Source organism: Microcoleus sp. AR_TQ3_B6 (assembly GCF_036702785.1).
Classification (GTDB): Bacteria; Cyanobacteriota; Cyanobacteriia; order Cyanobacteriales; family Microcoleaceae; genus Microcoleus.
The window spans coordinates 43336-67020 of sequence record NZ_JAUBVJ010000014.1; the positions used below are offsets into that span (position 1 = coordinate 43336).

Here is a 23685-nt window from a genome sequence, read left to right on the forward strand (position 1 = left end):
CAGTCAGCAGTCATCAGTCATTAGTCAGTAGTCAGTAGTCATCACTCATCACTCATCACTCATCATTCAACAGTCAACAGTCAACAGTCAACAGTCAACACTCAACAAATTCGTGCTAATCCTCCACTTTCAAAGCCCTTCTTGCCAACTTCACGTAAGTTTTCACTGTTTCATAAGGCATTTCCAAATCAGCAGCAATATCAAATAAAGATTCCCCCAATTCCCGGCGCGCCAAAATCGTCGCCCAAGTTTCAGCAATCTCAGCAGCGCGACTTCCACCTGTACGCTTTCTTTGTGCCATAAACTTCTGTGTCAATTCATCTATTCGCGCCGCTAATACGCTTTGTATCGACACTTCAGGTAGCGCTTCTGTCAACCATTGCGATCGCGTTTGTCCCAATCCAAAAGTTGTTTTGTGGCCAGTGCCGCAATAAGGCGCTAACCGTCCCAAAGCATAAAATAATTGTACAAAATCAGGGCGATTGTGAGCCGATCGCCCTAGCCCAAATTCCACAGCCCCAGTGAATCCCGTTACCATGCCTTTTTTGCCCGCGGCTACCTTTTGCGACTCCAATTTGTGGCGGCTAATAATTGCATTTTCATCAATCCAATTCAAAAATTCTGCTTGGTCAAAATTTGCCCCCGAAAAGTTATTCCAGCGGCGCAAATAGCTGTGAAAAACTTTTTCGGGAACTGGCAAAGGGAAGTGATGGCCTTTGCTACGGAAGCTTGTAGGAGTCACAAAACTAAGTTTGATGGTGGGCGACAATGGGGGTCCTGCGATTAATAATTGCTGGTAAGTTGTGGGAGCAAAAGCAATATCCCAAGAGCGAATTAGCAGCGGAGCATTTCGCAAATCTATCTCTTCGGGCAAATTTTGCAGCCACTGACTCAGCCACTGCACTACTGGTTTTGAAAGTCCTGTTACGTACCAGCGATAAATTCGATCGCCCAAAAGCTGAAATTCTTTGCCACCGGGGAGCAAATCACCTTCCAATCCCGAAATAGTAAAGGCTTTTTCTGACTGTTCATCGTGCAAAAGTTTCGATAAATCCGGGTCAGTTTGGTGTACTTGACCTAAAAACCAAGCGTGCAAACCTATAGCATACTGCGCGTACAGATAGCTAGCAGTGCCGGGAGTCAATTCAAACACTAATCCGACTAACTCGGTGTCAGCCGGCCAAATCAGCCCAGACGGAAGAGATTTTCGATCGCGGGTGCTGGTACGGTTCGGGGAAGTTGCCATCAGATGCCACTAACAGGGACAGGGCTGTGCTATCTTATCCGATTTTTATCCCCTTTGGGGGATGATTGTTGGGGGTCCTCAATCGCCCAAATCTTTGGGCTGCTTCAAAAACCGGGTCTGCCGCCAGTTTCCCGCACCCTCCGGGATAGACAAAAACCACTAAAAAACCAACAACCTAAAACTCAATCTTTGTCAAGGTTTTCCTCCTTGTAAGTAAACAGAAATATACAAGTGTTTAAAATCACATACTGCGCTACAATTATTAAAAGCTCGTAGCATCCTCAACTCCGATCCTTAACTATGAACACAACAGAAAAATCTAAACTTTCCAACGAAAAAACTTTGGAGGCGATGAAGAATTTCTCCGAAACCTACGCCAAGCGCACGGGAACATACTTTTGTTCCGAGCCTTCCGTCACTGCTGTCGTGATAGAAGGACTAGCAAAACACAAGGATGAACTAGGCGCTCCCTTATGCCCTTGTCGCCATTACGAAGATAAAGAAGCCGAAGTAAAAGCCGCCTACTGGAACTGTCCCTGCATTCCCATGCGCGAGCGCAAAGAGTGTCACTGTATGTTATTTCTGACGCCAGATAACGATTTCGCTGGAACTAGTCAGGAAATAGGAATGGATCAGATTCAAGCTGTCAGAGACACTATGTAATCGGTTAAGTAGGCGGTCGTGAAATGGCAATAGTTTTGAAAACAGGTCGTTAGTTTTCCTATTTTTAAGACTTAGCTATTTTAAAAAAATCGATCGCCGCCTACTCAAACACACATCGGCAATCAAAAATCCCCAATCTCCAATCGAATGACAGAGGAAATGCCGCTCGACTTTTGGCAAGGTATCGAACAGTTTAACAGCCAAGAATTTTACGCTTGTCACGATACTTTAGAGGCTTTGTGGATGGAGGCCGGCGAGCCGGAAAAAAGGTTTTATCAGGGAATATTGCAAATTGCCGTCGCGCTTTATCACTTAGGAAATCACAACTGGCGCGGTGCCGTAATCTTGCTAGGAGAAGGAATAAATCGGCTCAGTTATTATCAGCCCAGTTATGCCGGAATTGCCGTTGAAGACTTGCTCGGACAAAGTGCTAAACTTTTGAGCGCTTTGCAACAAGCGGGCCCGGAAAAAGTAGTAGAATTTGTGCCGTTGTTCGCAGGTACAGAAGTTGCAGGCTTGCAATTGCCACAAATTAGGAATGAGAATTAAATAACTTCCACTCTTGAAAGTGGGACGGGCGGGACGCCCATCCCACAATAATAATTAAAATTGTAAGTTATTTAATTCGCGCTCCTTATCAAAGTACCAAAAAGTTAAATAAATGTTTGTATTAGAGTGGGCAGCAGACTTTGCCTCTACACAGAGGATGGCTGGCTTTCTTGCCCGCTGGACAAGCAGATTGATTTGCTGTGGAACTAGCATCTTGCCCGTTCTCGGTCAACACAGTTCCAGCCACTCAGCAAAACAGCCAATAAAATTCGCGGTTGTCTTGCTACGATAATTGGTTGAGACTCTCGGGTCAATAAATCGACCTCACGAAAATCTTTCTGACCGTTAAGATAAAATACCTAAGTGGAAATAATGCCCTTCAGCAATTTCAAAAATTTTGAGGCTCCAAGCTTATGATGCCCTCCGCTAAACTGCTCAATTCCCGAATATTTAAAGGATTATCGCTGCTGTTGCCCCTGACTCTGGCAGGCGCGATCGCCTCTCCTACCTACCCGCAAGCCGGACCGCCCCGCACTCTCAGCGTGCGATCGGACATTCAAGAAGCCGACTCCAAAACCGGCATCGTGACAGCCCGCGGCAACGTCCAAATCAACTATCCAGCCCGCCAAATACAAGCAACCGCAGCTCAAGCTCAATACTTCAGCCGCGAGCGCCGGATCATTCTCAGCGGAGATGTTTACGTATTGCAGCAGGGCAACAGCCTGCGGGGCGAAACCATAACATACCTCATCGACGAAGGGCGGTTTATTGCCCTGCCGGACAACCCAGGACAGGTAGAATCGGTCTATCTGGTTGCCCCAGAACAAGATGCGGCAGCCCAAAATGCAGTTGGCTCCCAACGTCCCCCAGTAAATCCTCAGCCCGCTGTTAAACCGCCCGCAAGCCCCCCAACAGCTCCCAGGTAAAAATAGCTGGTGGCAGCGAAATTTCGCATCTGTAAAAACATACTACTTGGGATAGATGCGAAATTTCCTCTTTTATAAATAAAAAATTGGAGATTGTAAAATATCAACTTGAGACTCGATCGCACAAAGCTGCAGTCTGAAATTTAGCTAACCAGACGGGAATCCCCACACTATACCGCTCGAAGGTTAGTGTGGGATGAAAGGCCCGTAAGACGAGGATTCCACCTGTTTATGACCTCAAAAGTATAATCTTGAGCACTGAACAGGTGAATGACGAGATCAACAAAATCTTTATTTAATGAGCAAATTTTGTTTTTCGATATAATTTTTAAATTACTTGACACAAAATAGCATTTTCTGGTACATTATTGCTAAATAAATGCGTAAAACTCGTAGCGCAGTGAAGACAACATACCAGTATCAATTTTATCCCGACACTAATCAAAAGTTAAGCCTTAACCACTGGCTGAGAATTTGCCGTTATTGGTATAACAGACAGTTAGGAGATCGATTTGATTGGTGGGAGATGAACCGCACTACTGTGAATGCTTGTCCCTTAATAGCCAGCATTTCTGCGCCCCGGAAAAAGCCAAACTACTACTCTCAAAAACAACAATTGCCCGTCATCAAGAAAGACTTAGTAAAAGTTTTTTATAGTGGCGAGCTATTGGACTTGAAACAGGTAGATTCAACTATCCTGCAAGATGTATCTAAGCGAGTAGATAAAGCATTTGAACGCTTTATCGTAGGTGATAGTAAGGGTAGAAAGTCGGGTAGACCCCGATTTAAAACTGAAGCAGATTACCGAACGATGACTTTTTCTACGGCTAATAATGATTGGATTAAATTGGTTCGCAAGAAGTGGATTTATATTCGATTGCCGAAATTAGGGGTCATAAAAGTTCGGATGCACCGCTCAATCGCCGATGGATTTACCATCAAGCAAGCTAGTGTAACCAGAAAGGTTGATGGTTGGTTTATTCAATTAATGCTTGAAGACTCTTCTGTTCCCGAGTTCACACCTGACAAAATTAGCCCAAATTGGAATAATTCAATTGGGTTGGATGCAGTGCTGAATGAAGATGTCTATTTGGCAACGTCGTCAGGCGAGAAATTACCCTCGTTAAAACCGCTTCGTAAAAACCAAGCCAAGTTAGACCGTATCTCAACAAAACGAAATAAACGGAAACGAGGTTCTAAGTCGAGACGTAAATTAGCTAAAAAAGAAGCAAAACAACATCAAAAAATAGCTCGTTCTCGTCAAGATTTCCACTATAAGACTGCTCATAAATTGGTGAGGTCGGGAGCTAAATTCTTTTTTCATGAAGACTTAAAATTGAAGGGCTTAACTAAACGAAACAAAGCCAAGCAAGATGATGATGGAACTTACCTGCCGAACGGTCAGTCAGCTAAGTCAGGGCTAAATAAGTCTTGGTTGGACGCTGCATTTGGTCAATTTTTTAAGACGCTGGACTACATAGCCGAAAAAGCTGGAGCAGTCGTCATTTCACAAAAGCCTGCCTACACCTCAATGGTTCTCAGTTATCGGAATGAAATTATTTTCACCGATTGCGGTATTCGAGACTATTGGGATGAGCAAAATTCTTTAATGGTCGATCGCGATCTTAACGCAGCGATCAATCTGAAAAGACTGGGGTTGGACGTTTTCCCCAGTATAAAATGCCGTAGTGGGAATCTTTCGGTAGCAGGAACTATGGATAACAGTACCACGAAGGAAATTTTGTATACCCTTCATCGGGCTGCAAAGAAGCCTACATCGTAGCTGTACTCAGCTCGATGTAGGAGTATGTCACCTTGTAGAGGTTGCCGGGAGCGAAAATGAAAATTGTACTCGAAAATATTCACAAATCCTACGGAAAACGCAATGTAGTCAGTCGCGTCAACCTTTCGGTAGCCCAAGGAGAAATCGTAGGACTGCTCGGCCCCAACGGTGCCGGTAAAACCACAACATTTTACATAGCAACCGGATTAGAAAAACCAAATCAAGGCACCGTTTGGCTAAATGATTTAGACATCACTAAATTGGCGATGCACCAGCGAGCACATTTGGGAATTGGCTATCTGGCTCAAGAAGCAAGCATTTTCCGGAACATGAGCGTGCGCGACAACATTTTGTTAGTCCTAGAACAAACTCAAGTGCCGCGCTGGGAATGGCGCGAGCGAGTCGATTTCCTGTTGCAAGAATTTCGCTTAGAAAAAATAGCATCGAGTTTGGGAATTCAAATCTCTGGGGGAGAAAGGCGGCGGACTGAACTGGCCAGAGCATTAGCCGCTGGGCGAGACGGGCCGATGTTCCTATTGTTAGACGAACCGTTTGCAGGCGTCGATCCGATCGCCGTAGACGAAATTCAAACCATTATTGCTAAACTGCGCGATCGCAAAATCGGCATCCTCATCACCGATCACAACGTCCGAGAAACCCTCGAAATTACCGATCGAGCCTACATCATGCGAGACGGCCAGATTTTAGCCTCCGGGGCTGAAGAAGAACTCTACAGCAACCCTTTAGTGCGGCAGTATTACTTGGGCGACAGCTTTGTGCGATAGTCTTTTTAATGCCTTCGGCAAACAGTCGAATTTGAGATTTTAGATTTTAGATTGAGGAGCAATCTGCGACAACGCGCCACTATGAAAATAGCAATATCCAATTCTTTGAATCCCATCAACTGGCTGCCGAGAATTTCAGTAATGGACTGGTACATTACCAAAGAACTAATCGGACCATTTCTCTTTGGCGTCGGACTCTTTACATCCGTGGCAGTCACAGTTGGAGCCTTATTTGAATTAGTCCGCCGAGTAACAGAATCCGGCCTCCCCTACAGCGCCGCCATAGAAATTTTTCTCCTGCAAATTCCGTACTTCGTAGTATTGGCTTTCCCCATGTCAATGCTGCTAGCAACATTAATGGCCTACAGCCGAATGTCCAGCGACAGCGAACTCATCGCCCTCCGCAGTTGCGGAGTTAGCGTTTACCGATTGATACTGCCTGCAGTGATTATGAGTTTAATTGTTGCCGGCTTCACCTTTGCTTTGCAAGAGTTAGTCGTACCCGCCGCCAGCTACAGAGCTACTCTGACTTTAGACAGAGCCCTGAAGCGAGAAAAACCGATATTTCAAGATAGAAATATTATCTACACAGAATTTCGCAAACCCGAAAAAGGCGGCGACGAAACCCTGGCCCGCTTTTTTTATGCAGAACAGTTTGACGGCCAGCGAATGAAAGGTTTAACAATTATCGATCGCTCTACCCCAGGCCTCAATCAAATCGTTTCTTCAGAATCAGCTACTTGGAATCCCTCAGAAAATACCTGGGATTTTTTCAACGGAACCGCTTATATAGTTTCTCCGGACGGCTCTTACCGCAATATAGTTAGGTTTCAACACCAGCAGTTGCAACTCCCCCGCACGCCCTTGGATTTAGCTGCTAGAGCGCGGGATTTCAAGGAAATGAACATTGCCCAAGCTTTAGAGCGTTTGGAGATCATTAAAAACAGCGGCGACGAACCGCAAATTCGCAAATTAAAGGTGCGAATTCAAGAAAAATATGCTTTTCCTTTCGTGTGCATGGTATTTGGTTTAGTGGGAGCAGCTTTGGGAACTCAGCCGCGCCGATCCGGCCGAGGAACGAGTTTTGGTATTAGCGTAGTTGTGATTTTTACTTACTACGTATTTTCTTTCATGACCAGTTCGATGGGCGTGAAAGCTGTTTTGACACCGATTCTGTCGGCTTGGCTGCCGATCGTGTTTGGTTTGGGAATCGGGGGATTGTTGTTGGTGCGGGCCGCGTCGCGCTAGTGAATTAACAGATATTAGTCGGAGTCTTCTAAGTCTTCTGACTCCTCAGATTCCTCTGACTCCTCTAATTCCACAATATCTTTGGCACTCACCGCATACTCTTTGGCTAAAGTGGCAAAGGGAAAAGGAAACGGCAGAGAAACCTCATCCGCAAAATACGGCCAGCGGTCTCTCAGATTGTGGACGAAACAAGCTAATTTGCTGCCCTCAATTCCTGGCGAATGAACAACGGCTATCTCTAAAGGTTTGGGGTTTCCAGCTTGTGTGCTGCCATTATCGAGCCGAGACTGCTTCTTCTGCAATGTGCTTGTACCTTGTTCAGTAGTTAACAGCTTCCTCATGCTTAGGTAAAGCGCATTTTCTGGGCCATCACACGCACCATCCCAACAAAATAAACCGCTGGTTCTGCTACCTGGAGAATCCTTAACAATACAAGCAGGAACTTCACCGTTAACTACAATTCGCGCCCGCACAACCCACAGACGATTTTGTTCAGATTCTGTCATGTGCCGTTTTAGTTCATCTGGTAAATTGTTGGCAGGTAATTTGGGGTTTTGCAGCCACGCCAGCATTTTTCGAGCATTTTGCGCTTCTGCTAGAAATAGTAGGCGGGGTAGTTTATCCTTTTCTATGGGGGTATTTAGGCAATCTTTCAAACAGTCAGCAACGAATTTATTGAGAAACTGTTGTTCGCCTTTTTTGTCGCTAGACTGCTGTTCTTCGCCGATATCGCTCGTGATTTCACCAATATCGGAATCCGAGTCCCATTTTTCCTTAATCAGGTATCCAAGTCCGACTGGATACGATACCCATGTAGGAAATAAAGAAGGAATGGTAACTTGTACGGTTCCCGTGAGTGGATTAACTCGCACCATTAATGCAACAGTCGCAGGGGCATTGCTAGCCGTTGTTTTTCGAGTTCGGCGCAAAACTTGGAAGCAAGTCAGCCACAAATTCGGATCGATGCCATCCTTCTCTAAATCAATTATCGGAGCAGGCAGAATCCCGAATTGTCGAAATAAATCCGAGACAGCTTTTTGTACTCGATGGGGGAAATTTTTAATTTTATATTCTTCACCCTTTTTATTGTGAGCCGTTACTCCGTGAATGTGTTGGTTGACATAGCCAGCTTGCATGGCTCCAATTCTTAATGCTAACTTGGGATCGGACTCGGGCGGAAAGAATGATTTTTTAGGCTTGATTTCAATTAAGGCACCGCTGCTTCCTTCCGCTTTTGGCAGGGATGAAACAATCTGTAAAACGCGCTCTTCAATGAGATTAACTCGCTGTTTTTGGCGGTCGTTAGTTTTGACTGATGCACTATCCAAATCGAGTCTTTGCGTCAAGTCTTCGACGTGCTGAGTTTTGATTTGCAGAGAACCTAATGGGCTTTCATAGATAGTTTGTTCCCCTTGAACTTCGAGTTTATAAATCTGAGTATCCCCTTTTTGTGATAAAGAAAGTAGCTTACAGATTTCAGCAATGAGTTTATCTCGACATTCTTTGGTTTCCCAGAGGATAAGTATTGTATGCAGGGGATTTTCGGCGGAACTAAATACAGCCGGTGCAGCAATTTGGGGTCGCAGCATAGGGGTAGATAAATCATCAGGGTTTTTAGGTGACTTATCGCCTCTATTTTTGGGTTTTCCAGGCTCCCAGAAAGGCAAGGATCTGCCTGATATCTTTTTTGCTTCACCCACTCGTTGAATAGGGAAATTAGATTGCTCGATCTGATTTTGAATTGCCCGATCGATACTTGCTAAATCCAGCGGACTGACACCGGGCAAACAAGGTGCATTCCCGGAATGCCGAGTGTCGTAGGCAATGGCTATTTGCATTCCCTCCGGTTCTTGGCCAAACACAGACCAATCGTGCTTTGGCTGTTTAACTAACTCTTTTGGGTCGGGAAGTGGGGAGTCATTGATCAGAAGTAACTCGCTGACGGCTCTAGGCCACAGAAGTTCTCCACCAGAACGTTTTTTCACAGGCAAAGGCATAAAACAGAACGGTTGTCGCTCACCATCTAACCATCGGTGATTATCGCCAATAAAGGCAGTGGCTCCTCGGTACGGCAGACGCTCTAGAGGTTCCACAATCCACCGCCGAATTGAAAGTTGGTGGTAAATAATGGGTTCCCGACGCCAAGGAACTGTTTGCAGCTTAAAACGGATGACAAATGAGATATCTGTTGTCCCTACTTGTTCGTTTTTCTCAATCAGCGACACCGGATGGGGAGGCCACGACATCAGTTCAGCACCCTTATTGAGGCTGACAACTCGGTAGAAGGTTAGTTGATAGCGATCGTTTTCACCAAAGCAGATTTGAGGATTTTTGAGAAATTCAACAGCTAGGTAATCGGGAATTGCTTGGAAACGGATCTCATCATATTGATGTTCGGGCTGCCGCAGCAGAGAATAAGTTTTAGGCTTTTTCCAATGCCAATCTCGATCGTCTAGCTTTTCGAGACAGGAATCTACTTCCGCCTCTCCCAAACTCGTGCTAAATTCTTCTCGAAGCCAATCTTTGATGAATTCTGACAAATCAGAAAGGTCAGCCTTTTCTGTTGCAAACAGCCAAGTTGCACCCGGATGCTGCCAGCCATAACGCACCGTCTGGATAATTTGCGGGAAACTCGCCGCTATGATGCGATCGAGCGAGTATACAGGCACAGACGGATAACGTTTGCCAAGCAGTTTGGCGCGCTTTTGTGCCAGGGATTTAGCAACTTGCTGCCATGCAGTAGGAACAATTAGGGAAAAGAGATTGTATTCTAAGTCCTGAGTCAGTTTCCAGGCTCCGGGAAGAATGGTATTAAATTTCATAGTGCAACTCCTTTGTTTCTTTGAGTGCGTTTAAGAAAGCTCCGTAGAGCGATCGCGCGAGGGTTCTGTCACAGGGTGGTTTTCCTTCCCCCTCAACCGAATCTTGAAGTTCTTTGATAATTCCGGCCAAAAGTGAGGTAACAACGCTGTCGCGTTCCCCGGAGGCTGATTTCGGCGCGAATTTGACATCTAGGAAGTGAACAATGCAAGGAACACCGCCCCGCACCAAACGCCCGATGATTTGCCAGATACTCACTAATTGAGTCCAACAAAGTACAGAGCGTTCATCATCAGTCAACTGTTTGAAAGACATCGCCCGACAGTTCAAATCGAGCATCTTGTCTATTGCATATCTGTAAAATTCACTGTGAACATTTGCCAGGGTTAGAGTGTCGCCGCGCCGCCCAATTGGCTCGTACAAAGCGAAATTAAAGTAATTTTCCAGCGCCCAATTGTTGAGTTGCTGGACAGTGGTTTGCCAGTCATCGGGAACAGGCATCGGTCTGCTCAAAAATACCGCTGCTCCAAATGCTGCTATCCGGTTATCGTTGAGGATATTGTGACCGCGTTCTAAAGCCATTAAAGGTGCAATTACAATCTCAGTGGGAAGTTTGTTTAAATCCCGAATTTTACCCCGGCGAATCCCGCTTAAGTCAGCAGGAGCATTGTCGCGGCGGAGAACTTTAATTCCGTCAATATTTTCAACGGGGTAAATGGGTTTCAAAACAGACTCAACCTGTGCAGCTTCGTCGTAACTGTTAACGATGAGTAAAAGGCGTTTGCGATCGTCCCACCGCTGCGGGTCTTGCTGTCCTTTATCTGTTAACGTCTCAAATAGGCGATCGAGAAAGCTATTAGCTTGTCCCGCTCTCTTACAGACAGCCTCAACCATCTCCTTTGCTGCTTTTTTCCGCGCCGCAGGAGGCAATCCCGATAGAGCGATTTCCTTTCCAACAGCATTCTGCTGCGGTGTGAAAAAAAACTCACTTTCGCCAATTCCAGCATCGCCAGCTTGGTGATTGTTAGAGGCAGGTTCTAACAATACTGTAGGTCTTTTCCGAATGTGATAAGCGGGAGCACCCGGAGCGTAGCTAGTGCCTGAAATTAGCACTGTATGAGGGCCCTGCCAACCATCAACAGCAAAAATAGTGGGGAAATTCAGGAGTAAATCGCGACCGACTCCAACGTAGCGAAAATACTCCAATTTACCGCCTCTGCTGCTGGGATCCGGCGTATATTTGAACCCCAAAATATTCCCCACAGGGGCAGATGGCAGCACGGGCAGATAGTCGCGGGGCGGGCGATGCACTAGGGAAAGACTGGTGTCGTGCAAATCAATAACGCGCGACCTCATTAAGGCGCTTAAATGGTCAACCAAAAAGCCTAACCGATTACTCAGCACAGCCACGAGAACTGCAAAGTACAAGTGGCGCGAAACTTCACCAAACTTACTTTTATCGGCAAGAGAAATTCCCAAAGATTCAAGCCACCTGTTTAGCCAATTAGCTACTTCAGCTAATGCCAAAGTCTCGCTTTCTGCACTCAACAAGGTAAAGGCAATATCTGAAAGTTCTCCTCCTTGGCGGCGGTTGAGAGGTGCTTGCAAAAAATTCTCTATTGTCTGCATAACCTGTTTGCGGCGCTGGCGTTCCTCGAAAGGCGGCAAACCGGCTTCAATCCGGTTCCGCCGCTGCTGACTGCGTTCTTTGCGGGTAAGTTTAGTTTTGGGTTCGCTATTTTCTGTCTCCGGTGGAGGTTCTAGGATGTCGCGGATAATGCGGGCAAATACAGAACGGCCCGTGAAGGGAGTTGAACCCAACCATTCAACGAGTTCGGGTTGGTTGTGCAGCTTGGGAAGGATGATGTCAGCAGCAATTTGAGCGTAGTCGTGCGCTTTTTTTGCTGCTGCAACTAATTCAGCCGCCATGCTGCGGCGATCGGAATTGTAGATAGCATTGGCAAATTTATTTCCGAGTTTATTTAATAAGGAGTTTCCCGAAGCATCGACTAACACTTCATCCGGTGCAAAAGCTTCGTCAAATTGCACATGTACCCGGTCAGCTTCGTCAACAAAGAGAAAGTGGCATTCGCGGTAAACAGCTTCAGCAAAAGTAAAATTTTCCTCAAATACCTGACGGGGAACGCGGCTATGAATGAAGCTGGCGGTTGTTAGCACCCACACCAAAGATTGAGCGATGTCTCGTTCTAGTTGGTGGCGCGGACACTTATAATAAAAAGGACAGGTATATTTATCTTCGGTATCGCTTTCTTCCCAATCCTCTAAGTCTTCACTGTCTATTGCTTTTTCCTTTGGGTTAGCGGTCACTTTTTGGTAAAGATTGTGACAGGGTTCCTCGCCAAATTCCCACTTATCTTCTGACTGTACTAAAGCTAATAATGGACAAACAAAACTAAACCAGCGCCACGCGGGATGAATGGCTCCTTGTGCAATTGCCTCGCCCATTGTTGCGAGGATGGGTTCGTAAATTTTTTCCAAATGTTGAGAGCGATCGGTGGTTCCCAGTACGGGAGCCGCAGAAATGCCCATTCCGTGCCAAAACAAGGATGCGAGGCGCACCTGTGCAACAACATCATTAACAATTAAGCCGCAGCGATATCCCTGTTTTGCCAAATGGTAAACCAGAACTTCTAACAGTGTGGATTTGCCAACGTTCAATAAACCGACAATGTGGACGAGTTGCTCTAGTTTCAGTTCGCTACCAGGGGAAAAATCATCGGTTGATGCGTCGTACAACCGCAAGGCAATTCCTTGAAGGCGATGGTGATAGTTTTCTTGGCTGTACCCCGATTCAGCCAGCTTACAATCCATTTCCTGGGCTGAAATCAGCAACTCTTCTAGGGTGACGGTATGAGAGGGATTGTCCTTAGTGCGCCTGGGGTGAAGAGATACCTGTGGCGCGGGTGCAAGATTAGCAACAGCTTGAGGAATATTGACAGGAACTTCAGCGGGAGAGTTACCTTTGTGGGAAATTTTGGCATACCAATACCCAGGCTTTGCCAGTTGGGTTTGTCGTTTTTTGTGCTGGGGGGTTGCTGATAGGGTTTGCTGATATAGCTGCAAGCGGCGGGGGTATGTACTTGAGGGAATTAATTGGGGTACTTCGCTGATGTCTGTTAAGCTGAATATTCTCAAAATTTCAGGAATGCTGATGTATTCGCAGAGCGATCGCTCCCATTGATTCCCTTTCCGTCGCAGGAGATAAAAACGGGCTTTTTTTACCATGCGCCAGTTAGGATCATTTAAGAGTGCTTCAACCGGAAACCGATATCCTGAAAGTAAAGCTGAGACTGAGGCGGCGGGTTCTTCAGGAGCTATTTCCCTCAGCAGTGTTAGCCCTAATTCCACTTCGGCAATCAGTTGGGCAAGGCGGCTAATTTCTCGCTGCTTTACCTTGGGATCAGCGTCGGAAAGGCTAGAAGCGGCATAAGCTTTTAAGTCCTCAGAGTTGCGGAGTGATTCCCGCAATTGTTTACTCCATTTAGCAAGATCGCGCACGGTTTCTATCCTCCATAATTTTTTCCGCCTGGGAGATGATTTCGCTAATCAGCATTAAGCGCACGCCACCTAATTCTGGTTCGAGTTGTTGGCGTACCACTTGAATCCGCAGTTTGTCTTCTCGCTCGTCTGGGAACACAATAAAGGTTTTGGTGGCATCAGGCCGGTACTTCACTTTGTGCAAGCGTTCCTCGTCGAGATATTCCCAATCTTTGACATCGATCGCCCAGCGAATTTTTTTGCTAAATTCCAGCAGCAAGTCAAATTCATCTATCTCGGGCCACAGGGTGACGCGGATGCCCAATTTTGTGAGACTTTCTGCTAATTGAATTTCCCAAATTCCTGGGATTGTTCCGTAGCGATATACGCCTGGGGTAACGGCTTTCCAAGTTTCTGCCTCGTGTTTGGGAATTGGCGGCAGCGGTGGCAGATGAAGTTTGGCACTTAGCTGTTCGCAATTTTTGTTTCGGCAGCTATGGATTCTATCTCGGCGGCGGCGCATTAAATAGTTGCAGCGAGGACAAAAATGATAGGTGTTTTCTTCTGCTAAATCGACTAAATCGACATAGGTTTGCGATAAGAATTCGCGCAGGGGTCTGAGTTGGGATGAAGATAGGAGGCGGCGGTATTCGGGGTAGGGGAGGACGGGGCGATCGATAATTAGTTTCCGATAGGTTCGATAAGCATCTCCGAGTTGGTGTGCGCGACAGTATTCGAGGACATCTTGCAGGACTTTCTCTTGTACCTGCTTTTCTACATCGCCACCTTTAACCTGCCACTGTTCGGCAAAGTGGGAAAATGAGCCATCTTCGATGAGGGTGACATCGGTTGAAAGGTGTTTAATTTCTGCTGCTGGTTTCCACTCAACAACAGGATTTTTTGCCCAGTCAAAAAAATCTGGCAGGTTTGAGGGGACTTGTTCGTCTCCTTGCAATAAAGATGTTAAGTACATTCGGGACATCCCGATGCGGAGGGCTGTTGGGATGTGCGATTGCTTGCTGGGTTCTCGTTGTTCCCACTCTGCCAGACCCGTCGCCAGATACCGCAAGGTTTCCGTTACGGATATTTGCAGTTCGGGTTCTTCAGCTTCAGGGGCAAGCAGGCGGAGACTGCGGGCAGCATTGTCCTCCCATTCCACGTCGATGCCTCGCATTGTCTGCAACCAGCGTTGCACCGTTGCTTTCTGACGGGGCTGCATTGCCAGTTCTGTACACAACTCTTCCAGCGTTGGTCCCTGTTTGTGGATGCGAAACCACTCTCGCAGTACCTCAAGGATTTTGTCTCGGTGTTTTGTGATTTTCACGGGGTTCTCCTCCCCTTGTAAGGTTTGACACATTCTCACACCCCCTCACTGGCGCGTCAAGCAAATTTTTCCATGTTTCCACAATGTTTCTGATGTTTCCATTTTTTTAGCAGTAGATTGAACATAAAATATAAAACCCCCGACATTTGAAGATGTCGAGGGGAAAAAGGGGGAAATTCCTCAGTTCACCGCCTGCAGAGACGATACTAGAAGCAGTTCACGGATTAGCAAAAGTATTGATTTCGCCGCCGCCAATGTAGCGTCCCGGAGTCAGGGAGCGGGGTGTAGAAAAAGGTTGCGGTTGCATTGGCCCAACGCCCTGATTTGTGTTTTGGGGAACAACTCCAAAGTTAGGCGGGTTCGGCAAGTTAAGCTGACTCGGTTGAGCTGGTTGAAATTCAGAATTCGCTGAATTAGGAGAGAATTGAGGGCTAATTATCTTGCTTGGGCTACCAGCACTCGGAAAGAGGGACTGTCCGACATTGGGAAGTAGAGGTAAGGGCGTTGGTGTCGCGACTGGAAGTACAGCAGGTTGAACTTCTGGTGCGAAGCCGGAACCAGATAAATTAGTTTGGTAGGGATTTTTCGGCAAAGCCACCGTTGCAGCCCCTGCATTAATTTCGGGGAGGTTCGGTACTCTGGAATTTAACCCAGCAAATGATTCAGTGACTGTAGGTGTGGGGTTTAATAATCCAGCAGATTCCTCGATCGCAGTATTTGTCGGAGCCGCAAGTGGGGGAAGTGCTGCGGGAACATTCACAGGATTTGCTCCAGCTTGAGCTGTAGCGGTCGTTGGGAGCAAATTTGCCGCATTTGTCGCAGCCGGAACCTGGGCCGGTCGATCGCGCAATGTAGCCGAGTCGGCAGTTTTCTGAGCCGCTGCTGCCGTTGCCTCCGTGTTAGTAACGACGTATTTTTTCATAGCTGCTTGCAGCGGGCTCAAAGGAAGAGAATTTTCGTTTTGTTTGGCTGAATTAGCAGCACTCGATGCCTGCGATAAAGTCGCTGTAGCTCTACCCCCAGACTCAGGCTCGATCGTTTTTATCCCGGACATCAGTCCCCCACTGCCAAATAGACTCAAAGCTGATGTCGCGTCTGAACTTGGCAAGCTAGAATTTTGCGGGTTATTGTTTGCGGTTCCGACAGCAGGCTTTCCGAAATTTTGCAATGGCAAAAATCTGCTGCTTGCCACCCGCTTGGGAGCTGAAGATGGCTGAGGAATTCCGGCGCCCCGAGCGCTAATTTCCTCGAATAAACCTTGGCTTTTTACTGCTGATGAATTTAACAAGTTCAGTCCAGAAGAAGTAGACCCATTTAACTGATTGACTAGCACTGGTAAGCTGTCGATTTCAGCCGCAATGGCGCTATCTTCTGCAGACAGCCCCAGGGAAGCTGCATTATTTGAGGCTGCTTCTTCTTCGCCATCTATGCTCAACCTTTCTGGATCTACAGAGACCTCCCAGATAAATACCCCTCCCGCACACAGCACGGCTAGCGGAACCCAAACCGTCGGTTGCGTCCAGTGGCGCAACCGCGCTATCAGATAGCGGACAGATGTAAATCGCTTAAAACTTGACATAGTTTTGCTTCCATCCGAGCCTGCGGATTTAAAACTATTTTTCCTAGTCTACCACATCGATCTTGATTATTTTTGCTGTCCCCGGGTAAGTGCGATCTCGAGCATATCCGTTGTGCTTTTACTGTCCCTGTGCGATCGTCTCCCTATATGTAACTTTGCTGTGCCGGACAACTCCCAAAAAACGCTTTTTACTCGGAGCGCAGATGCTCGCAGTGCGATCGGACTTTGGATTGAAAGTTGCCCCTTATCAATGCAACAGGTGAAAATCCCTAACCCACTGATAGAAATATGTCTTGCTTTCCTCAAATCAAGGGGGAGAAGATGATAAAATTTGATGGGACGCGGTGTCCGGCCTCCCGGGCGTGTCAGCCTCCGGACCAGAAAGCAAAATGTCAAGGCAAAATGTCAAGGCAAAATTGGCAATTGCTCAGAACAACACCCACGGAAAGAGAGAGAGGAAATTGATGAAAAAAATAGTAGAAGTATTAGCAAATCGGGAAAAATTAATAGATCGCTCGCTCGGGATTGTCCTGTCAAAAATCCACGCCGCCATAGCAGAACGCGGAGTTTGTACGCTCGCCGCCGCGGGCGGAAGCACACCCGAACCCCTCTACAGAGCGCTCTCGGGCCAAGACCTGCCTTGGGACAAAATTCACGTGTTCTGGGGCGACGAACGCTACGTTCCCCCAGAACACCCGGACAGCAATCAAAAAATGGCGCGCCTAGCGTGGCTCGATCGAGTAAATATCCCCGCCAGCAACATCCACCCCATGCCCACAGGCGCCGGCGACCCCGCAGCCGACGCCTCGGCGCACCAAATCGAATTGCAGCAGTTCTTCAAAGTATCCGATGGCGAGTTTCCTGCTTTCGACATCATTCTATTGGGCATAGGGGACGACGCCCACACAGCCTCTCTATTTCCCGGCACAGCAGCCTTGCAAGTCCGCGACGCCCTAGTAACTGTCGGCAACAAAGACGGTCAACCCCGCATCACCTTTACAGTCCCCTTAATCAACCGCGCCCGGTGCGTCATCTTCATGGTCGCAGGAGCCAGCAAACAACCCGCCCTAGCTCAAATTTTTGCCCCCGCAGCCGACGAAATGACCTATCCTGCCAGACTCGTTCAACCAGAAGGCGAACTTTGGTGGCTGCTCGATGCGGCTGCTGGCTCCTCCGTAAAATAGCCGACAGATCCGCAAGCGTGCCAACACAGTCAGCATTATCACCAACTCAATCAGACGCATCACCGCGAACGTCGCGGCGTCAGCTCAGTTCCTAGTATGAGCGAAGCAATATAAGAATTGTGGCGGTTAAAGTTAAAATTTGAGCATATACACCAGTAGTTTTATGAGGCTGATTTGAAAATCTGGCCGATAGCAAGGAGAAATCGATGATTGTCTGTCCCAATTGCAATCACCAGAACCCCGACGGGGCCAGCCAGTGCGAGGCTTGCTACACGCCTTTACCTGTTACCGCAAGTTGCTCGAACTGCGGTGCAGCAGTTCAGACAGATGCAGCATTTTGCGGTCAGTGTGGCTTTAACTTGCGTCCGGGTTCCATAGTTCCAGAAGTTGAGGTGAAAGTACAGTCCCCCTCGCCGGTGGGTCCGACAGTGGTATCGTCACGGGCGCCGGATATAGCGCCAACCGAACCCCTGATGCCGATGGAACCTCTAGTTACCCTAAATAAGGGACCCAACTTGGAAAAAATTCCCCCCAGCATTCCTACGATTCCAGATCCCCCGCCTTCGCCCTCGGTTCCTGTTACAACAGAATCGGTAGCAACACCAGTAAATACCTCTCCCCCGGTTCGCGGCCTGCAGCCACCAGGTGTAGCTAAAACTCAACTGCAACAGCAGTCGGCGCGCCTGCTACACGTTCAGACAAATACGCCGATGGAATTGCCTCCCAGTCTGTCTGTGGTTCACATAGGCAAGCCAAATGACTTAGTGCCGCCGGATATTGATGTTTCCGGATTTGCTAATTCTGAGATAGTTTCTCGGGTACATGCAAATCTCCGGGTGGAGGGAGATGCTTGCTACCTAGAAGATGTAGGCAGTTCCAACGGCACTTACGTCAACAATACTCCCCTGCCCCAGGGAAACCGACACAGGTTGCGACCGGGAGACCGCATATCTCTGGGCAAAGGAGACCTGGTTACTTTTCTATTTCAAATCTCTTAGATCGAGTTTGGATTGGGCCATCGAAAGTCTAAAATCTAAAATCGCATCTTGAGGGGCTCTACCAAAACTCAATGCTGCCAATGTGATTAAGCTGACCTTGCTACATCCACTCCAGTCTATACCCGTCCGCAGTTGGACCTTTGAAGACGAGCAGGTCGTCCGGCTAGGGCGATCGACGGAAAACCACGTCGTTCTTTTTAGCGCTGTGGTTTCTCGTCACCATATCGAATTGCGGCGCAGCGGCATAACTTGGGAACTGATCAATTTAGGTACCAACGGCACTTACCTCGATGGTAAGCCGATCGTTAAGGTTCCCGTTGTGGACGGTCTGATCGTTCACTTGGCTCGCTCGGGTCCGAAAATTCAAATCAACGTCGGCCCGCATCAGTCAGAAGCCCAGTTAGGACTTCTGAGCGTCAAGCCAAGGGATGCTAAAGCAATTCACGATCCTTCCGGCGGCGCGCAAATTAGCACTATTTCTCTTCCCGACCAACAAGAAGTTGGCACTTCCAAGGAAGAGGAGGAGTTAACGGAGGCAGAAAATACTCGCAATTATTCGGAAGAAGAATATTAACTAGGCATCTTTGGACGATCGACATTTTTCACGTTCGCGGCACTCAGGAGTTTATTTATGAGTACATCACCACAGATAGTTAGGCGCAGCGAACTGCTCAACCGCCGCACGATAGACCGCTCAACGGCGGAAGAGGTCGGCAGGGTAGATCGGCTTTGGGTCGATCCTCACTCCCAGCGGGCGATCGGCTTTACTTGCAAGTCAGGACTTTTGGGCAACAAAAAACGCTGGTTCGCTTGGGCGCAAGTTGATACGGTGGGCGAAAATATTTTTGTCACCATTAACTCGGAACTGCCCCAATTGGATCGGCCGGAACAAGCTGTTTGTCCGATCGGGATTGAGGTTCTCACCGACTCCGGGAATAAGGCAGGTACGGTGGTTGACTACCTATTTGATGTCCGGACGGGTACAGTGCTCCACTACCTGTTTCAATCGAGCGGCTGGCGCGGCGTTTTAGACGGGATTTACTTGCTACCGGTGGCAGCTATTTCGACGATCGGCAGCAAGCGGGCGATCGTGTCTGAAGCTGCTGTATCGGAACCCCAGCAGTACGCGGAGGGACTGCACAAAAAAGTCGGTCTCGTAGCAGAGTTTTTACACGAAGATTTCGACCGAACTCTCAAAAATGTGGCAGGCGTGAAGCGGGGCGCTCAAAGTCTGGCGGAAAAATTCCAAGATAAAGCTCTAGAAGTCAGGGATGTAGCTCAAGAAAAAGTTGCAGAGTTGAAGCGGCAAAGGTATGAATCTGCCCCGCCGGAGCCGGCTCCGGAGCCGCCCGAGTCGGATTTGAGCTGAAGTTTTGCCTGATTGATCGCGGGGGAAACTAATTGCCGATCGCGGAAGTGGGCGTGGTGCGCGCCAGGAAGGTCGCTCTGTATTTTCGGTGTAGGAGATTGAGGCGTTCTCGCTCTCAATTGCAGTGATCCTCAAAGCATTGTATTTTAAATGTATCGCATCAATAAGGAAAATGTTAGCAACTCCAAAAGACCTATGCTGTTTGATACAACCCACAAGTATTTTATCTAGAGACCCCAGCATTAATAATTGGTTAACTTCTGTGTTCACCAGCAGCGATTCGTCGATCGTTGACTGTCGCCAAATCGAGAACTCTCTTGTGCGGCGCAACCACCGCGGCTATGAGTTAAATTCTCTGGTTCGTCAGCGGGAAAATGGTTATTTGGCCGCTAGTATTGAGTGGCTCACCCATCGGCGCAATCGCTCCATCTCAGACCCAATTAATCAAGCGGTTGAGACTGCTGTCAATTACTGGGAAGTTAACCCGATTAATAACCTCGTGTTTGGTGGTTACCTCCGACAGCCAAAAATTGCACCGGCGCCCCAAGCTAACGATCGAAAGTTTGTTCAAATGCCTCAATCAGCCAAAAGTTCAACTTTTACGGCACAGCGAAGGAATAGTGGCGCACTCACCGCGCCTTTAAAAATCAAATCTTTTGCGGTTTTATCCCAAAAAATCAATCTGGGAGCATCCCCCTTTGTGTCTGGCGGCGGAGTGTCAAAACATCAGTGATTACCTTAACTCTGTTACATCCTATCCAGTCTGTCCCGGTTCAAAGTTGGTGTTTTGAATCAGAACCGGTGGTTCGGATCGGTCGATCGAACGACAATGATGTAATTATTTACAGCGCTGTAGTTTCCCGCCACCACGTAGAGCTGTGGAATCACGGGAATGCATGGAAAATTATTAATTTTGGTGCTAACGGCACTTATGTAGATGATAGACCGATCGCTCAGGTGTCAGTTGTGGACGGGATGACAATTCGCTTGGGCAATTCCGGACCAAAAATCAGGATTCGCGTAGGCGCAACGAATCAACCGGGCAAAATAACCAGGCCACCGCAGCGCGAACTCCGCCAAAAGGACGAACTTTCAAAAGACACGTCAGCTGCAGGGCCTCGGGGTGTAGGAATCATCGAAGACGATGAACAGGGAGGGCTGACTCAAATCGATCTTGACTGACCTGCAGCTATGTATTCCTGCCAGCCAACTCAAACAAAGCTCAAGCTACGCAATTCGATTATCTAACTAATTAATTTTTCGGTAACTGGCCTGATTTTTGCCTAAATATGCCTATAAATTAATTAACAGCTTCTCTAGTAGGATCTCACCCTTCTAAAGATAAGATTTGGGGGAGTTCGATCGATATTACCTCAGTTTCGTTGCTTGCCCACCGGCGGTAATCCGAGAGCAACTGAGACATCAAGCGCTGTTTGACGCTCACCAGTACGCTCTTGAGCAAAGCGTTGCCCGTTGCTTCTAAAATTGGTTTGGGCGTCAGCCAAAACGGCGGCGGTAACTCTACCTGGACTTCCAAATCCGCTTTTCCCTTCAAGTATGATACCCCGCTGCTTTGGTGTACGCAAAGCTGTCCTTTGAGATTGAGAGCAAAGCGATCGTTTATATAATCCACGCCACGAATGAAGCAGGCGACGGACTCCAAATTGATTGTGCCGTCCGCCTGTGCCCACACCCTCATGTCTACTGTGGGTTGAATGCTCAGCATCATAAATTGTAACGGCCGCATTTTCAGCCGGAAACACTCATCGGTTAGCTGCTGTGTGCGACTTCGATCGACGAGGGCGTTCACCAGTCGCCTCGGCTGGCGCAGATAATGTTGAATGGGAACCCGTTCCTCTGGTACGGCGATCTCAACGGATTGGGAAGCATTAAAGCGGGTGTACATGAGAAAATATCAAAGTATAGGATTCCTAAGGATATCTTAATAAACTATCACGTTTTTTAAGGTGATATAAGTCGCGCACCCAGCAATGTCATCCGAGAAATCACCGATCGAAGCTTTCGGGACATCGGTAATTTTTCATCATACTTGCTAGCTGATGAGAGTAAAGCAAACATTTGTAACCTAAAATAGCCTCTAAATGAAAATATCGATCGCACATCTTGGCCCTGTTGGTACAAATACAGAAACAGCCACTCTAGCTTATGCCAATTGGTTGATCCAAAAAACTAACTTTGAATGCACCCTGTGTCCTTATTCCACCATTTCCCAGGCGTTAGAGGCATCGGCCTTCGGGGAGGTTGACTATTCAGTTGTACCTGTCGAAAATTCGATCGAAGGCAGCGTGACTGTCACCCTTGATACACTGTGGCGACTCGATCGACTCCGGATTCAACACGCCTTAGTTTTGCCAATTTCCCACGCCCTGGTGTCTAATGCTAAAAATTTTAACGAGATTCAAAAAGTTTACTCTCATCCGCAAGCGCTAGCTCAATGTCAGTTATGGTTGGGGCAGTTTATTCCCTCAGCTCAATTGATTCCGGCGAATTCAACCACGGAAGCGTTGCAATATCTGGAAGATACAAGTGTAGCCGCGATCTCTTCGCCAAGAGCGGCGGAACTTTACAATTTGCCAGTGTTAGCTCACCCCATTAATGATTATCCCGATAATTACACTCGATTTTGGGTACTCAGCACGAGTGTGGGAGAAATCGCCAACGTAGAAGCAGCAGAGCGCTCATCCATTAAATCCACCACAAAATCTGCTGCTAAGTTGATCCTCGATGCTTCACCGTCTAATTGCACCCATACCTCACTAGCTTTTAGCGTACCAGCCAATATGCCGGGAGCACTGGTAAAACCTTTGGAAGTATTTGCCAGTCGCGGTATTAATTTAAGTCGGATTGAATCTAGACCGACTAAACGATCGCTCGGAGAATATATTTTCTTTATGGACGTTGAGGCTAACGCCTGCGAAGCATTTGTGCGATCGGCACTCGAAGAGTTAAAAAATCACACTGAAACTTTAAAAATCTTTGGTTGCTACAGTGTACTGTCAGTAGTATAATTGTAAGTAAAACTTAGGAGGCTGGCGAGATGAATGCTGATGAACTTCTCAAGCGATATGCAGCCGGAGAAAGAAATTTTCATGAAACAAACTTGAGAGAGGCTTCTTTGCGAGAAGCTTTCCTAATTCATATTAATCTAGCTTGTGGAAATTTGAAAGAAATCAATTTTGCTTTTGCCAACCTAAGTGGGGCCAACTTAATAGGTGCCACCCTCAAGAATGCTTGCCTGGTGATGACCAAACTAAATGGGGCTAACCTAAGCCGAGCCGATCTAACTTTTGCGAGATTAACAGGAGCTGACATGATGGAGGCAAACCTGGAAAACGCCAACTTGAGCGACACCAAAATGATTGGTGTTAATTTGAGGGGAGCTTCCTTGTACGCCGCCAACCTGATGGAAGCCAACCTCATAGATGCTTGCTTCGACCATACAAACCTCGAAAAAGCCAATCTAAGTGATGCCAAACTGCGGGGAGCGAGTCTGATCAAAGCCAACTTGAGAGGCGCATTTTTGTGTGAAAGTAACCTTGAGGGCGCAGATTTGAGAGAAGCTGACTTGAGCGGTGCTAATTTGAGCGGGGCATTTTTATGCGGTGCTCAGATGGCAGGAGCTAAGCTAGATGGGGCAATTTTAACTGGGGCAATACAGTTTTGCGTCAGACAAGGCTGACATCAGGCAATAT

20 protein-coding genes are annotated in these 23685 nt (G+C 47.4%); 14 read left to right on the forward strand and 6 right to left on the reverse strand.

Going from position 1 to position 23685, the window contains the following annotated elements; all coding sequences use genetic code 11:
- Positions 1-115: 115 nt before the first annotated feature.
- Positions 116-1246, reverse strand: a complete 1131-nt coding sequence (gene cas6 / locus QUB56_RS09665; protein ID WP_332954932.1) for a CRISPR-associated endoribonuclease Cas6 — start codon at positions 1244-1246, stop codon at positions 116-118.
- A gap of 300 nt (positions 1247-1546) precedes the next feature.
- On the opposite strand from cas6, the gene QUB56_RS09670 reads away from it, so the two are divergent.
- From QUB56_RS09670 to QUB56_RS09695, 6 genes are all read left to right on the forward strand, one after another.
- A complete protein-coding gene (locus tag QUB56_RS09670; RefSeq protein ID WP_332954933.1) occupies positions 1547-1909 on the forward strand; it encodes a ferredoxin thioredoxin reductase catalytic beta subunit in 363 nt (120 codons plus the stop codon).
- Between the two features lie 147 nt (positions 1910-2056).
- Positions 2057-2458 (forward strand): DUF309 domain-containing protein, encoded by a 402-nt coding sequence (locus QUB56_RS09675; RefSeq protein WP_332954934.1) that lies wholly within the window; start codon positions 2057-2059, stop codon positions 2456-2458.
- A 413-nt stretch (positions 2459-2871) separates the two neighbouring features.
- Positions 2872-3384, forward strand: a complete 513-nt coding sequence (locus QUB56_RS09680; RefSeq protein WP_332954935.1) for an LptA/OstA family protein — start codon at positions 2872-2874, stop codon at positions 3382-3384.
- A gap of 379 nt (positions 3385-3763) precedes the next feature.
- Positions 3764-5167, forward strand: coding sequence for a transposase (locus QUB56_RS09685; RefSeq protein ID WP_332954936.1), 1404 nt, complete (start codon positions 3764-3766; stop codon positions 5165-5167).
- 56 nt (positions 5168-5223) lie between these two features.
- The gene (gene lptB, locus QUB56_RS09690; RefSeq protein ID WP_332954937.1) at positions 5224-5952 is read left to right on the forward strand and encodes an LPS export ABC transporter ATP-binding protein; all 729 of its coding nucleotides are present in this window, start codon (positions 5224-5226) and stop codon (positions 5950-5952) included.
- Positions 5953-6033: 81 nt separating this feature from the next.
- Complete coding sequence (locus QUB56_RS09695; protein WP_332954938.1) at positions 6034-7200, forward strand: LptF/LptG family permease; 1167 nt, start codon at positions 6034-6036, stop codon at positions 7198-7200.
- 14 nt (positions 7201-7214) lie between these two features.
- Here the strand turns inward: QUB56_RS09695 and QUB56_RS09700 are convergent, their stop codons facing one another.
- The 4 genes from QUB56_RS09700 to QUB56_RS09715 all read right to left on the reverse strand — a co-directional run bounded on the left by QUB56_RS09700 (position 7215) and on the right by QUB56_RS09715 (position 16421).
- Positions 7215-10022 (reverse strand): pPIWI_RE module domain-containing protein, encoded by a 2808-nt coding sequence (locus tag QUB56_RS09700; RefSeq protein ID WP_332954939.1) that lies wholly within the window; start codon positions 10020-10022, stop codon positions 7215-7217.
- Positions 10012-13539, reverse strand: a complete 3528-nt coding sequence (locus QUB56_RS09705; RefSeq protein WP_332954940.1) for a pPIWI_RE_Z domain-containing protein — start codon at positions 13537-13539, stop codon at positions 10012-10014. Before QUB56_RS09705 ends, QUB56_RS09700 begins: the two co-directional genes overlap by 11 nt.
- Positions 13523-14842, reverse strand: coding sequence for a restriction endonuclease-related protein (locus QUB56_RS09710; protein ID WP_332954941.1), 1320 nt, complete (start codon positions 14840-14842; stop codon positions 13523-13525). Before QUB56_RS09710 ends, QUB56_RS09705 begins: the two co-directional genes overlap by 17 nt.
- A gap of 217 nt (positions 14843-15059) precedes the next feature.
- Entirely contained in the window at positions 15060-16421 is a 1362-nt protein-coding gene (locus QUB56_RS09715; protein ID WP_332954942.1) for a hypothetical protein, read from the reverse strand.
- A gap of 464 nt (positions 16422-16885) precedes the next feature.
- Here QUB56_RS09715 and pgl point away from each other — a divergent pair, with 464 nt between their 5' ends.
- The 6 genes from pgl to QUB56_RS09745 all read left to right on the forward strand — a co-directional run bounded on the left by pgl (position 16886) and on the right by QUB56_RS09745 (position 21154).
- A complete protein-coding gene (pgl, locus tag QUB56_RS09720) occupies positions 16886-17605 on the forward strand; it encodes a 6-phosphogluconolactonase (protein WP_332954943.1) in 720 nt (239 codons plus the stop codon).
- 206 nt (positions 17606-17811) lie between these two features.
- Positions 17812-18603, forward strand: a complete 792-nt coding sequence (locus QUB56_RS09725) for an FHA domain-containing protein (RefSeq protein ID WP_332954944.1) — start codon at positions 17812-17814, stop codon at positions 18601-18603.
- Between the two features lie 82 nt (positions 18604-18685).
- Positions 18686-19177: an FHA domain-containing protein gene (locus QUB56_RS09730; RefSeq protein ID WP_332954945.1), complete on the forward strand. Its 492-nt coding sequence runs from the start codon at positions 18686-18688 to the stop codon at positions 19175-19177.
- A gap of 57 nt (positions 19178-19234) precedes the next feature.
- Positions 19235-19972 (forward strand): PRC-barrel domain-containing protein, encoded by a 738-nt coding sequence (locus QUB56_RS09735; protein WP_332954946.1) that lies wholly within the window; start codon positions 19235-19237, stop codon positions 19970-19972.
- Positions 19973-20144: 172 nt separating this feature from the next.
- The gene (locus tag QUB56_RS09740) at positions 20145-20705 is read left to right on the forward strand and encodes a hypothetical protein (protein WP_332954947.1); all 561 of its coding nucleotides are present in this window, start codon (positions 20145-20147) and stop codon (positions 20703-20705) included.
- Positions 20702-21154, forward strand: coding sequence for an FHA domain-containing protein (locus QUB56_RS09745; RefSeq protein ID WP_332954948.1), 453 nt, complete (start codon positions 20702-20704; stop codon positions 21152-21154). The genes QUB56_RS09740 and QUB56_RS09745 overlap by 4 nt, the downstream gene beginning before the upstream one ends.
- Before the next feature lie 145 nt (positions 21155-21299).
- On the opposite strand, the gene QUB56_RS09750 is transcribed toward QUB56_RS09745, so the two are convergent.
- Complete coding sequence (locus tag QUB56_RS09750; protein WP_332954949.1) at positions 21300-21878, reverse strand: DUF1997 domain-containing protein; 579 nt, start codon at positions 21876-21878, stop codon at positions 21300-21302.
- Positions 21879-22074: 196 nt separating this feature from the next.
- Here QUB56_RS09750 and pheA point away from each other — a divergent pair, with 196 nt between their 5' ends.
- Positions 22075-23001 carry a prephenate dehydratase gene (gene pheA, locus QUB56_RS09755; protein ID WP_332954950.1) on the forward strand — a complete coding sequence of 309 codons (927 nt, stop codon included), beginning with the start codon at positions 22075-22077 and terminating at the stop codon, positions 22999-23001.
- A gap of 29 nt (positions 23002-23030) precedes the next feature.
- A complete protein-coding gene (locus QUB56_RS09760; protein ID WP_332954951.1) occupies positions 23031-23672 on the forward strand; it encodes a pentapeptide repeat-containing protein in 642 nt (213 codons plus the stop codon).
- Positions 23673-23685: the final 13 nt, after the last annotated feature.

Bases quoted from the DNA above. Each gene is read 5' to 3' on its own strand.
- QUB56_RS09675 (WP_332954934.1), top strand. From the start codon at position 2,057: ATGACAGAGGAAATGCCGCTCGACTTTTGGCAAGGTATCGAACAGTTT.
- QUB56_RS09715 (WP_332954942.1), bottom strand. From the start codon at position 16,421: ATGTCAAGTTTTAAGCGATTTACATCTGTCCGCTATCTGATAGCGCGG.
- QUB56_RS09725 (WP_332954944.1), top strand. From the start codon at position 17,812: ATGATTGTCTGTCCCAATTGCAATCACCAGAACCCCGACGGGGCCAGC.
- QUB56_RS09740 (WP_332954947.1), top strand. From the start codon at position 20,145: ATGTTAGCAACTCCAAAAGACCTATGCTGTTTGATACAACCCACAAGT.
- QUB56_RS09685 (WP_332954936.1), top strand. From the start codon at position 3,764: ATGCGTAAAACTCGTAGCGCAGTGAAGACAACATACCAGTATCAATTT.
- QUB56_RS09750 (WP_332954949.1), bottom strand. From the start codon at position 21,878: ATGTACACCCGCTTTAATGCTTCCCAATCCGTTGAGATCGCCGTACCA.
- QUB56_RS09735 (WP_332954946.1), top strand. From the start codon at position 19,235: ATGAGTACATCACCACAGATAGTTAGGCGCAGCGAACTGCTCAACCGC.
- pgl (WP_332954943.1), top strand. From the start codon at position 16,886: ATGAAAAAAATAGTAGAAGTATTAGCAAATCGGGAAAAATTAATAGAT.
- pheA (WP_332954950.1), top strand. From the start codon at position 22,075: ATGAAAATATCGATCGCACATCTTGGCCCTGTTGGTACAAATACAGAA.
- lptB (WP_332954937.1), top strand. From the start codon at position 5,224: ATGAAAATTGTACTCGAAAATATTCACAAATCCTACGGAAAACGCAAT.
- QUB56_RS09695 (WP_332954938.1), top strand. From the start codon at position 6,034: ATGAAAATAGCAATATCCAATTCTTTGAATCCCATCAACTGGCTGCCG.
- QUB56_RS09670 (WP_332954933.1), top strand. From the start codon at position 1,547: ATGAACACAACAGAAAAATCTAAACTTTCCAACGAAAAAACTTTGGAG.
- QUB56_RS09680 (WP_332954935.1), top strand. From the start codon at position 2,872: ATGATGCCCTCCGCTAAACTGCTCAATTCCCGAATATTTAAAGGATTA.
- QUB56_RS09700 (WP_332954939.1), bottom strand. From the start codon at position 10,022: ATGAAATTTAATACCATTCTTCCCGGAGCCTGGAAACTGACTCAGGAC.
- QUB56_RS09760 (WP_332954951.1), top strand. From the start codon at position 23,031: ATGAATGCTGATGAACTTCTCAAGCGATATGCAGCCGGAGAAAGAAAT.
- cas6 (WP_332954932.1), bottom strand. From the start codon at position 1,246: ATGGCAACTTCCCCGAACCGTACCAGCACCCGCGATCGAAAATCTCTT.